This is a genomic window from Virgibacillus sp. AGTR (genome assembly GCF_016919725.2).
In the GTDB taxonomy this organism is placed as follows: Bacteria; Bacillota; Bacilli; order Bacillales; family Amphibacillaceae; genus Virgibacillus; species Virgibacillus salarius.
In genome coordinates this window covers 36,908-49,303 of record NZ_JAJERH010000013.1, presented here as the reverse complement: position 1 = coordinate 49,303, position 12,396 = coordinate 36,908, and the positions used below count along the sequence as shown (strand labels likewise).

Annotated in this window: 11 protein-coding genes and 2 other annotated features; of the genes, 7 read left to right on the top strand and 4 right to left on the bottom strand. The window is 36.8% G+C overall.

Annotated elements, in window-relative coordinates:
• Position 1: 1 nt before the first annotated feature.
• On the bottom strand, positions 2-415 hold the full coding sequence (locus JUJ52_RS07685; protein WP_121604366.1) for a VOC family protein: 414 nt from the start codon (positions 413-415) through the stop codon (positions 2-4).
• Between the two features lie 449 nt (positions 416-864).
• Between JUJ52_RS07685 and JUJ52_RS07680 the strand changes: the two genes are divergently transcribed.
• The 7 genes from JUJ52_RS07680 (at position 865) to JUJ52_RS07650 (ending at position 6,599) form a co-directional block, all read left to right on the top strand.
• A complete protein-coding gene (locus JUJ52_RS07680) occupies positions 865-1,212 on the top strand; it encodes a hypothetical protein (RefSeq protein ID WP_205389451.1) in 348 nt (115 codons plus the stop codon).
• A 67-nt stretch (positions 1,213-1,279) separates the two neighbouring features.
• On the top strand, positions 1,280-1,453 hold the full coding sequence (locus tag JUJ52_RS07675) for a hypothetical protein (protein ID WP_205389450.1): 174 nt from the start codon (positions 1,280-1,282) through the stop codon (positions 1,451-1,453).
• A gap of 488 nt (positions 1,454-1,941) precedes the next feature.
• A complete protein-coding gene (locus JUJ52_RS07670) occupies positions 1,942-2,451 on the top strand; it encodes a DUF4178 domain-containing protein (protein ID WP_205389449.1) in 510 nt (169 codons plus the stop codon).
• A 28-nt stretch (positions 2,452-2,479) separates the two neighbouring features.
• Entirely contained in the window at positions 2,480-3,148 is a 669-nt protein-coding gene (locus tag JUJ52_RS07665; protein ID WP_026682132.1) for a PspA/IM30 family protein, read from the top strand.
• A 103-nt stretch (positions 3,149-3,251) separates the two neighbouring features.
• Positions 3,252-3,857 (top strand): DUF4247 domain-containing protein, encoded by a 606-nt coding sequence (locus tag JUJ52_RS07660; protein ID WP_205389448.1) that lies wholly within the window; start codon positions 3,252-3,254, stop codon positions 3,855-3,857.
• A 50-nt stretch (positions 3,858-3,907) separates the two neighbouring features.
• Entirely contained in the window at positions 3,908-4,303 is a 396-nt protein-coding gene (locus tag JUJ52_RS07655; RefSeq protein WP_026682130.1) for a DUF350 domain-containing protein, read from the top strand.
• 688 nt (positions 4,304-4,991) lie between these two features.
• A complete protein-coding gene (locus JUJ52_RS07650) occupies positions 4,992-6,599 on the top strand; it encodes a polyamine aminopropyltransferase (protein ID WP_051388371.1) in 1,608 nt (535 codons plus the stop codon).
• A 169-nt stretch (positions 6,600-6,768) separates the two neighbouring features.
• Here the strand turns inward: JUJ52_RS07650 and JUJ52_RS07645 are convergent, their stop codons facing one another.
• The 3 genes from JUJ52_RS07645 to thrS all read right to left on the bottom strand — a co-directional run bounded on the left by JUJ52_RS07645 (position 6,769) and on the right by thrS (position 11,545).
• Entirely contained in the window at positions 6,769-7,782 is a 1,014-nt protein-coding gene (locus JUJ52_RS07645; RefSeq protein ID WP_026682127.1) for a serine hydrolase domain-containing protein, read from the bottom strand.
• Positions 7,783-8,042: 260 nt separating this feature from the next.
• Positions 8,043-9,374, bottom strand: a complete 1,332-nt coding sequence (locus JUJ52_RS07640; protein ID WP_121604364.1) for an NAD(P)/FAD-dependent oxidoreductase — start codon at positions 9,372-9,374, stop codon at positions 8,043-8,045.
• Positions 9,375-9,628: 254 nt separating this feature from the next.
• Positions 9,629-11,545: a threonine--tRNA ligase gene (thrS, locus tag JUJ52_RS07635; RefSeq protein WP_228088849.1), complete on the bottom strand. Its 1,917-nt coding sequence runs from the start codon at positions 11,543-11,545 to the stop codon at positions 9,629-9,631.
• Between the two features lie 68 nt (positions 11,546-11,613).
• Positions 11,614-11,837: a binding site (T-box leader), on the bottom strand.
• A 240-nt stretch (positions 11,838-12,077) separates the two neighbouring features.
• Positions 12,078-12,301: a binding site (T-box leader), on the bottom strand.
• Positions 12,302-12,396: the final 95 nt, after the last annotated feature.

Sequence of the window (12,396 nt, the reverse complement as noted above, 5' to 3'; positions counted from 1 at the left end):
CTCAAGCATCGTTTTGAATTTTTTTCGTATAATTTAACTCCCATGAAATGCCGTTTCTATCGGTAACCATTGCATGCTTTGCACCCCAAAAGGTATCTTGTAACTTCATTTTCACCTCACCATCTTTAGCTAACGCTTCATAAATGTTGGTGATTTCCTCTTCACTTTCTAGATCTGGACCTAATAGGACATCACTACCTTGAATAATCTCCTCATCAAATACATCTGCCATATATAAAATACAGTCTTCATTTATATGCAATTCTGCATGAATATACTTACCTTCATGGCCCTGAAACATCTCAATACCATCTGACATCTGTGTATTTCTGATCTCGCCACCGAATACTTTTTGATAAAATGCTATTTCATCCTTGCAATTCTTAATTCGTAAATGGGGTACAATTTTTTTCATTTGTACTCCTCCTATTCATTATTTTCTTACATCATACCAATAGCACATTTTAAATGGAATATTTCATTTAAAATTTAAAAAAACAAGGATCAATTCCTCATACTACCAAAAACACGATTCATATATAGGTTGTTCTCGCGTTCCAACAGACTATTTAAATGTTAAAATATGTGGAATATTTTAACATTTAAATATCTCTAAATTTTCATTTTTATATTATAATATTTTATGTGCAAAAAGATAAATATGGAAATTAGGGGGATGGTTATGAAATTAGGGAAGTTTTTTGTAATCTTACTAATAGCTTTTATTTAACTTTTGTTTCTTTTAGTGATTCATTTAGTCACGAAGTAGAAGCAGCAAAAAAACCTAAAAGAGGTTATGTTGCTGCAACAACTACTTATCAGGCAGGAGGTCATAAATCTACCAGTAAAGGTATAGATATGTTTATGACTAAAGCTGATGCAAATGCATATGCTGCTAAGTTGAATATTAGTTATAAATCTACAATTGCATGGGCTGGAGCCTCTTTTATCCCTGGAATAGGTCCTTATATTTCAGTAGTGGGAGTTGCTTCTACTTTAGAGTCTCAAAAAAGAGCAAAGCAAATTTTAAAATTAACTAAAAAAGGAAAAAAAGTTCATGTTGCGATTCAAAGTGGTATGATATCTGTTAAAGAGTGGAATGGAAAGGCGTCATCTATAAAAACATCTATGCCCAAAAGTTCAACTAAAAAACGCGGTGGAATTACGACTAAAATAACCACTAAAGTTAATAAAAAACAAGTGAAATATTAATATTAAAATTCTCCCTCCTTCAGTTAAACTGAAATAAGGGAAATATTTACTTATAAGGAGATTCTATATGGATAAACGAAAGTATTTTATACTGTTGGTACCAGCAATTATTATATTTGTAGCTCTATTGTTTTTATTACCAGAAGAAAATAAAATTTATTCACTATTTGTTCCAATTGTATTTTGGATAGTATATTACGGTTTGAAAGGGAAAACTAAACTTGATCAAAAAAATAGATAAAAGAAATCTTGTAAACATGGCGAGACCTAACTGAATGAGAGACAGAAAAAAGTACCCTAAGTCATATTTTAAATAAAACTAATATGCTCCCCGATAGATAGACAGATGAAAAAATAAATCTGTTTGCCTACTGGGGAGATTTTTTATGAGAAAATATAGCGTTTGGAAAGAAATATAAATGGAGATTTTAAATTTTTATAACAATAGCCAAATTACGCTTAATGATGTGGCCGAATATATAAAGTTGATTCTAAACCGATCAAAGATTGGCAAAGTAATTGTCGATTTTTTGGAGAAGAAGATTTAAAGGCTCACAAATCACAAAATATTAGAAGGGCCAGCTAAGCCAAAATTAGTTCTGTCGTATCCACTTAACGAAATGCTGTCCCATACAAAAGTCCTCAACATTTTGATAAAATCTGAAACTTATACATTTGTCATTCGTACTAGTATAATGAAAGTATGCTAAGATAAGTTGAGGTGAATAGATGAGTATATTGGGACGTTTATTTGGCAAAAAGAATGATACCAATAAGCCAATACAAGAGAGAAATATGTTTAATCTTGAGATGAATGACATTGTAACCTTTGACCTAGAAGACTATAAAGTAGTCGGAAAAATCAGTTACGATGATCACGGTTTTAAATGGCATGCATATCAGCTCGAGGGTACACATAAAACTATATGGTTGAGTGTTGAAATGGATGATGAGCTCAACCTCGGAATGTATGAAAAGATAAAATTACCGCTTCAAGATCCGATCCCCAAACAATTAGAATATGATGGTACAACGTACTACTTAGATGAATCAGGGACCGCTAGAGTAATAGGGGTTGGCCGTAGTCAAAATCTATCAGGGATGACTTGTCACTATTTTGATTACTACGACGATGATGAAGAGAAATTCTTATCCATCGAAAAATGGGGCAATGAAATTGAAGTTAGCACAGGCTACGAAATTGAAGAGTTTGAGTTGAAAATTATAGCTAGCAAGTAACATAAAATACTATTTTGGAGGAATGAACATGTTTAAATTTTTTAAGCGAATGAAAACCGTTGTTGAGTCCGAATTAAATTCTGTTTTAGATAAGGCAGAAGATCCAGTGAAAATGCTTGATCAATTCATGCGTGACATGGAAGAGGATATTCGTGAAGCAGAATCTGCTGTTGCCAAACAAATCGCCAATGAAAAAATGATGCAGAAGAAATACGAAGATGCTCAAAAAATGGTAACAAAACGAGACGAACAGGCGATTAAGGCAATCGAAGCAGGTAACGACGATCTAGCTAAACGCGCACTAGAAGACAAAAAGATGCATCAACAAACTGCTGAGTCATTAAAAGAATCGTATGAACGCGCTAAACAAGACTCCGCTTCATTACGCAATAAGCTTGATGAAATGAAAGCAGAGTACCAAGAAATGAAGCTCAAAAAAGATTCATTAAAAGCAAGAGCTGAATCGGCAAAAACTAGAACTAAAATGAATCGTACCTTATCTGGGATTGGTAGCGATGAATCAAAACAAGGCTTCGAGCGTATGGAAGAGAAAGTATTAAAATTTGAAGCAGAGGCTGAAACCAGTGAAGATTTACGCAGTTCAAACCGTAGCTTAGATGATGAATTTGAAGCGTTAGAGAAAAGCGATGTCGATGATGAGCTTGCTGCTCTCAAAAAAAAATTAGGTAAAGAATAATACAAACACGTACAGCGTTTAACAAGTATATTCTAGACACTCAGAAGGAATATCCTCCTGAGTGTCTCTAATAGATAGATTTCCAAAAAAGAAGGTGAAACTTATGAAACGATCACTTTTCTTTATCTTGGTATCTGTTATGCTCCTGCTATCTGCATGTGGTAATAGTCAAGCTGGAACAACGACCGGATCATTTTTTAAAGATGGGATTGCTGAATTTATCGATACAAATTATACATTTCAGGATGTTGTTACTAGTCAAGAAAGTTCCTCTGATGTTTCTGAGATTTACATAGCAGAGAATAAAAGCATTGATGAGGTAGTTACTGAGTTACAGGAGTATCAAGAGCCCAACAAGGTAAGTGAGAAGACCGATCAAAAGCAAGCACTCGTCTATGATGATTTATTTATTATTATTACAGAGGATGAGAATGATCCAGATAACTCTACCGTTGAAATAGCCTCTCAACAATTCGTACGTGATAATTATAATCCAAACTTTTTTAACGGGTTATTTGCACTTTGGGTGTTGGACGAAGTACTAGATGTTGACGATTGGGCTAAGAAAAGGAAAAATAAATGTAAGAATACAAATGACTGTTACGGAGGCTACATTTCCTCAGGAGGTTTCTACAAGAATTCAGGTAACTCCTCTAAATCGGTTAGATCATCTTCTGTTCGCGGAGGCGGTCCAGGGGCTGGAAAGTAGTTTGAAAAACGTAAGAAAGTTGATTAGTAACAAGAGAAAGGATGAATAACATGGAGCCATTTATTTTAACAGTTGTATACTTCCTCATTGCTATCGCGATTGTTTTAATCGGATTAGCTATTTTTGAAGCAATGACAAGGAAATATAAGGATTGGGATGAAGTACTTAAAGGTAATCATGCAGTCTCATTATCTATCGGAGGAAAAATTGTTGGTATTTGTATTATTTTAGCATTCTCCATTTATCATAGTGCTAGTATCGTAGATACGATTATCTGGGGTGCGGTTGGGATTGTACTGCAGATGCTTGCATACTTATTATTTGAATTATTCACACGTAAATTCTCTGTGGAAGAGCAGCTATTAAAAGGAAACATTTCTGTTGGCATCATTAGCATGTGTGTCTCTATCGGACTAGGATTCGTGATCGGTGCTTCCATAACATAACGTTTTATACATGAATAATCATGTGTGAAAATAAAGGAAACCGAAGCTATAATCCGAGTATACGACGTTATATCCAGATAGTAGTTCAGCGTTTTATCGTTCAAATGGTGATGATCGCTACCAAAAGAATGGAAACAATAGTCCGTTCATTATGCAGGTAAAATATGGGTGACTCCTTGAAAATAGAAGAACGCTTTATCTGCGTGCGATGTATCGCTGCTGGAGCCTTCCATATCCTGCGGTAACAGCATGAGTTTAAAGCTCCACTCGGCTAAGCGAATTTTGCTTAGCCGAGTTTGCTTAGGCCGTACCCGTGGAAATCATCCCATTATTAAGATATACGCTCGGTTTAGTTATCTCTCATCTCCATTTATAAACATGAATATGTGCTATTCACGTTCTAAACAGAACCGAGTTTGGGAGAATAAAAGGAACACGTAAATACGCATGATAGCATAATAGACTTGTGGGTCTATTGTTTGGACTTTGTCTCATATTTGAAGTTAAACTAGCAAGATAGTGAAGCCTCATTCCTTGGGGGTTTTGTTTAACCCCCAAGGATGGCTAGTACCACAAGGGTATGACCTAAAGGCCCTTGAACCAATCGGACATTTACTGGCAGTTGTTACCCCCTCTTTCCTATAATAGTTTCACTGTTGCGTGAAGTCGGGGTATTACTGCCAGTTGTATGCAGGGTAAACTTTACACAACAACAAAAAGATCTTTTATACAAGGGGACCTACTTGTGACTGATTTAAATATGAAAAAAAGCAAGGCCATCTACTGGGCTTCTGGTATTGTATCCATTTGCGGGATTATCTTTGAAGTATTATTTGGTGCAGCTGGATCTTATCTGCTAGGGGATGGCGTGAAACAATATACGCTTACGATCTCCCTTTTCCTAACCGGTATGGGAATTGGTGCTTCCGTAAGTGAAAAAGTAACAAAAAATTTAATCCTATCCTTTGTTTGGATTGAATATTCCATTGGAATGCTTGCAGGGTTCTCCACCTTTGTATTATTCGGTGTTACTGCATTTTTAAGCTCTGGAATGGATGCATTTTTCCTTTATTTCATTACCTTAGTAGTTGGGGGGTTAACTGGTGTCGAGCTGCCTATTTTAATTCGCAAGGCAAACGAAATTGGTGTAACTGTACAAAAGAGTACAGCAAGAGTACTTTTCTCCGATTATGCTGGTGGTTTAATTGGTGGATTATTATTTGTCTATCTGTTTCGCCCACAATTCGGATTAGTTAAAACCGCATTTATTGTAGCAATTATAAATGTTGTAATAGCACTTTGGATATTAATCTATTTTAAAAAAGAAATAATTACCTTTAAGCGTCATTTGATAGCTGGAATAATAATTTTATTTGTTCTGGTGCTAGGAGTTTTATTTGGTGAAAAAACTGCATTTATGTTTGAACAAAAACTATACAAAGATCCAATCATATACAATGAACAAACTGACTATCAGCAAGTCATTTTAACAAAAGAACAAGGGGATTTACGATTATTTCTTGATGGACAGCTACAATTCAGTTCCGAAGATGAATATCGCTACCACGAAGTATTAGTACACACGCCTATGGCTACATCATCATCCAAGAACAAGGTACTCGTTCTTGGCGGTGGAGATGGACTGGCACTGCGGGAATTACAAAAATACGATGAAGTAAAATCGATGACATTGGTTGATCTAGACCCAAGAGTAACAGAAATAGGGAAAACAAATCATGAATTGACTAGCTTGAATAAAGATGCTTTTCAAGATGAGCGGGTTGAAATTATCAATACGGATGCCTTTCAGTTTTTAAAAAAGGACCAAACCTTATATGATGTCATTCTTGTAGATTTGCCAGATCCTAATAATGAGTCTTTAAACAAGCTATATACGCTTGAGTTTTATCAGCTGCTCAGGAATCATCTAAGGTCTGGTGGATCCATTATGATTCAAGCAACAAGTCCGACCTTTGCAACAGAGGTATATTGGTCAATAGATAAGACTGTTCAGGCTGCTAATCTGTATACAGATAACCTCCATGTCGATATCCCAAGCTTTGGAGATTGGGGGTTTGTGTTGGCAAAACGGGAAGAGGTCCAGCTAGATAATGCTGACATCTCTGTAGATACCAAATTCCTTACGAATGAGGTGTTACAAGGTCTTACAACATTCGGGAAGGATATAGATCAGGAAATAACGGACGATAAAGGGAATGAAGTAGCACTTGACATAAACACACTTATTCGCCCTAGTCTCATTGAAAAATATGAGAAAGCGTGGAGAAGTTACTAAGTGTATATGACTAAATACAGCTATGTCAGAAACCACGTCATTATGCATTTCTAAAGACACCCTTATACCCTCACTACAAGGGGCAGTTATGTTATCGCTGCTTAACAAGTGGGAAGTAAAATAAGTATACTATAAAAAATTGGCAGCCCTAGACGGAACTGCCAATTTTTTATAAATTATTTTCTAATTCCTTCATCACATGAAATGATCCTGTCGAAGTATTAGAGCATGCAACAAATATAATATCATTTTTCGGATAGTAACAAGCGTTAAAATTAACTCCTGGATCATAGCCCATTACATGGTACTTGAAGATAGAGTCATCCTGTTTGTCAAGCCAGACCCCGTACCCATAATACGTATTTCCTTCCTCATGTACATGAGGAGTAAATAACAGCTTCGTAAGATCTCGATTCAATAATTGATGGTTGAGCAGGGAACTCCAAAGCTTTGCCATATCCTCTACGGTTACAAAAGCTCCTCCATCTGCCCCGCCACGAACAGGTAAAGAATAGTGATTCGTTCGCCAGCTTCCATTTGCTTCATCTATATACCCTAAAGCTGTCTGTCCAGGCAACTGGTCGAATGAAAAATATCCCGAATCATGCATGTTCGCTCTTTGAAAAATATGGTCGTTTATATAGGCAGTAAACTCCTGTCCACTTATATGTTCAATTACCAAACCAAGCAATATATAGCCCGTGTTATTATAGTGGAACCGCTCCCCCGGCTTCAATTTCATCGGTTGATTATGAAAAAGAGGAAGAAAATCACGTAATTGTCTTAGATGATACATGGGCTGCTCTTTCCATAATTCTTCAAAATCATCCATCACTTCTTCATCAAAATAGTCTGGTACCCCAGCAGTATGTGTAAGTAACTGATGTATCGTAATGGTATCGTCCCAAAGTGGTAGCTCCATCCCGATGCAATCCTTTAGATGATCATGAAAAGATAGCTTTCCAGCTTGCACTAACTGACAAATAGCAATCGCTGTAAACAATTTACACCCAGAAGCAATACCAAATTTAGTATCCATTTCATTTGGCAGTTGCTCTGCCCGATTTCTGTAGCCTGCTTGTATTTTTGCTAAGACTTGCCTTTCGTTTTTCACAAGCACTGTCCCTGAATAATTAATCTTCTCTTGCACTTCCGTCAGTTTATTGGTTATTAATTGTTTCATAGTCTACGCCTCCATAGTTGCTTTTTTTCTTGAGATAACTGATATTTTCGGAAATAATTATGTACCTCCGAAAAAAAGCAAATGGATTATAGCGTTCTCATGATCATATATCTCATAACGATCTCCTCCTTTGAAAAGGATATCATCGATTTATATCAACCGCAATAAAATTATTGGAAAAAATCGAAAATAAATTGAAGGCTTACTGCCAGTTAAATGCGGGATAAACTTTTTAGGGTTGCATAGCATTGCTAGTTTTTTTATTTATTCTTATGCGCTATCTTGTTTTTCAAAATGGCATTTCCTACTGTTGGATGAAAAAGATGCATTGGAGGCTGTAGCAAATTCATGACCTTTACTAATCGAAGATAAATATCAGGATCTATAGCGGATAACTCATAAATCTTTCTCGTGTACCACTGCTTAAATGGTAAAATAATAGACCTCTCCCCCTTAATATCAGGATGTCTCAACACTTCCGTGGTTGCCATATCCCACGGAGTAGATATGAGCTTAGCTATTCGTCTATGAAATGCCTTATTAAATTTATGATCCATATTTTCCTGATCAGCTAAACATGATTGGAGTGCTAATGCCTCCATGGCAGCAACGGATATTCCTTGTCCAAAAACTGGGTCAAAACGACAATGGGCATCACCTACAACCAAGAGACCAGCTGGTACATTGGCTAAATCAAATCTTCGCCATACTTGATAGGGTATCTTATGTATGTTGATCTCGGAAATCGGCTGCGTTTTTTCGAGAAATTGCGCAACATCAGGTACTGGTATTTTTTTGGCATACGCATGAAATGCTTTTTCCGTTTTTGGAGGCTGTTCATTAGCATAACCACTAAAGGTTATAGAAAATCGTCCACCTTCTACAGATTGAATAAAAGCTCCATAGGGATTTTCAGGAAAGCTAGGTGAGATCAATAGATTACACCAATCCATTTCTTCCTCCTGCTGCAAACGAAAATATTGGGTAGCATAAAAAAGCTTAATCGCGATCTTCTCCTCTTTCACATGTATACGAAACGGCTTTAGCCACTCCATATTCCTAGAGCCAAACCCACTAGCATCAACTACTAAGTCAGCAGTAATGGATTCTTCCTCTTGTGTTTGCAGATACTTTACTTTAACCCCTGTAACTTTGCTATAGCGTTCATTGGCCAATAGTTGTTCAACACGTGTTTCATATTTGACCTCTATATTTTCCACCTGATTAATCCGCTGCAATAAATGCCATTCCAACAATGGTCTACTCTGTTGTACCATCACTAGTTCCCCAGTAAATCGCTGTTTCCAAAAACCAAAATGATGCCATTTTAAATCTCGAGTAAAGTTATTGATAATTCCCCCATCCGCAATTAAGTTATCAAGAAAACACGGGAACAATTCTTCGATGGCCTCTTCTCCACCTTTTAGTAAAACATGCGGATGATAGGTTTGCGGTACTCGCTTTCTTGGTGTTTTTTCCTCCCAATTTGGCCCTGCCTCTAAGATGATTACTTTCTGACAATATCTTGATAAGGCCTTTGCAGCTAGTTTTCCAGCAACACTTCCACCTATAACAATTGCGCTTTTTAACATGTATCATTCCCCATTCCGTTACCATTCTTCTGATTATCTTCAGTATAAGGTAACCCTCTTCTTTTTAAAATAATCAATAAGCTTTATTTTCTAACTATTTATGTAACGAATTACATATATATAAGAGGAGTGATAACATGAATTTTCCACTAACGAAGTAGTAGAAATTTTAGAGCATTCCCCGAGAAATCTAGAAATGACCCCAAAACAGATTGAGGTCATTCTTTTTATTACGTCAAATTTTATCCTATCTACTATAGCGCTCTTTGTTTTATTTGATGAATCATTTTTTCGATAAATTTATCTACATCCATACTTTCGGATTGCTGCTTACCATAAGCACGAACATTTACTGTTTTATTTTCTATTTCCTTATCTCCAAGAACTAGCATATAAGGAATCTTCTTCATCTGCGCCTCTCTAATTTTATATCCCAGCTTCTCATTTCGATCATCTATTTTTACTCTTATCCCTAGCTCCTTAAGTTTCGCTTGAACATGAAAGCAATATTCAGCATGGACCTTTGATACAGGAATGATTTGTGTCTGTATTGGTGCTAGCCAAATTGGAAATGCACCAGCAAAGTGTTCAATAAGAATACCAAAGAATCGGTCAAGAGAACCGAAGATTGCTCGGTGAATGACTACAGGTCGAACCTTTTCATTGTTTTCACTTATATAAGATAGATCAAATTTATCTGGCATTTGAAAGTCGAGCTGAATTGTTGCGCACTGATGACTTCGATTTAAGGCATCTTTAATATGAAAATCGATTTTCGGACCATAGAAAGCCCCATCTCCAGCATTGAGCTGATAATCAATATTTAGATCATGAAGCACATTTGATAATGCCCCTTCTGAAACTGCCCATAGCTGGTCATCCCCTAAAGAATTGGCTGGACGTGTGGAGAGTTCCACCGAATAAGAAAAACCAAATGTACGATAAACATGATCAATCAGATGAAACACTTGCTTAATCTCTTCTTCTATTTGATCTTCCCTTACAAAGATATGGGCATCATCCTGACAAAATGTACGTACACGTAGCATTCCATTTAAAGCACCACTAAATTCATGGCGATGAACCTGACCAAACTCCGCCATTCGAACTGGTAAGTCTCGGTACGAGTAAAGATTATTTTTAAACATCAACATATGTCCAGGGCAGTTCATTGGCTTCAGTGCAAAATCCGTATCATCAACTTCTGTAAAATACATATTCTCATGGTAATGATCCCAATGTCCTGATTGTTCCCACAGACGTTGATTCATCATTAATGGTGTACGTACTTCTAGATAGTTTGCTTTATTTTGTACTTCTCGAGAAAAATTCTCTAATTCGTTACGAATAATTTGACCATTTGGTAAGTAAAACGGCATTCCTGGTGCTTCTTCGGAAAACATAAAAAGCTCTAATTGCTTTCCTAATTTCCGATGATCTCGCTTTTTGGCTTCTGCTAAGAAATGAAGATGATTGGCTAAATCTGCCTGCTTCTTAAAGGCAAAGCCATAGATACGTTGTAAAACCTCGTTTTCACTATCACCTCGCCAATAGGCTCCTGAGATATGCGATAGCTTAAATGCTCTAATAAAGCCAGTATGCGGCACATGGGGACCACGGCATAAATCAATAAATTCTCCCTGCTGATACAGTGCTATTTCTTCATCCTTCGGTAGATTGTTTAGTAAATCTAGTTTAAATGGCTCTTTTTTCTCCTTAAATACCTGGACAGCCTCTTCATAGGATACTACCTTTCGATTCACTTCTAGCTTTTCCTGAATAATGTTCTTCATTTCTTTTTCGATAAGCTGAAAATCATCCAAGCTCAAGCTATGGTCAAGTTGAAAATCATAATAAAAGCCATTGTCAATGACTGGACCAATTCCTAGCTTCACGCCTCCGAACAACCTTTTTACCGCTTGGGCTAATACATGGGCAGTCGAATGTCGCATAACTTTAATACCCTCAGCTGAATCCATTGTTAATATAGCAACAGATGCATCCGCTTCTAATCGGTAGCTTAAATCGACTAATCTACCATCAACCTTTCCTATAATTGCATGTTTGGATAAGCTTTGACTAATGGATGATGCTACATCTGTAAGTCTAATCCCCTTCGGATATTTTTTTGCTTTTCCATCCGGAAATTGAATATGAATTGAATTTTTCATTTTAGATCCTCCTTAATAATATTCATTATCTTTTCATGTTGGCTACAATAAAAAACACCCATCCCTAGTACAGGGACGAGTGTCTTACCCGTGGTTCCACCCATTTTCCCAATGAACCATTTACGTTCATTGGCTTATGGTGCTGTAACGTAGCTTTACGGTACTGGATACTTTATTTCCCCAATACGGCTTCCAAGGTGGTAAATCATTTTCCTTCGTTAGGAAGATCGCAGCTTTCCTTCCCTCTCTGGTAACGGCAAAAAATAATTCATGTCCTCTTCATCGCCATTCGATCGCATACAATTAACTTGCTTAGAGCGAAAGCGCAAGCGCCCGATTAGAAACGTAGGGACTGGAGCGAGTCAACGGAGATAAAGGAATCACGGTGAGCTTGCGAACCGATGATAACTTATCGTAAAGCGATTCGTGAAGTCCAATCGTTTCTGGGCGCTTCCCAACACGCCCCTATTTATCCACATGGGCCAATTTTTTATATTTTCCTAGAGACTACAAAAAACACATCCATCCCTAACATAGGGACGAATGTGTTAATTCGTGGTTCCACCCAACTTCCCAATAAACAATAGGCGTTCATTGGCTTATGGCGCTGTAACGTAGCTTCACGGTACTGGATACTTTATTTCCCCAATACAGCCTCAGAGGTGGTAACTTACATTATAGGTTAGGAAGTTTTCAGCATTTCTTCCTTCTCTGGAAACCGTCTAAAGTAACTCATGTCCTCTTCATTGCCTTTTCATAACGTTTAATTTTTATATATGCTACACCAAATCCAAGGAAAAAACAAGTGGTAATCACATAGTTTTTTAATCCCTTTTTCATAAACTTTATTC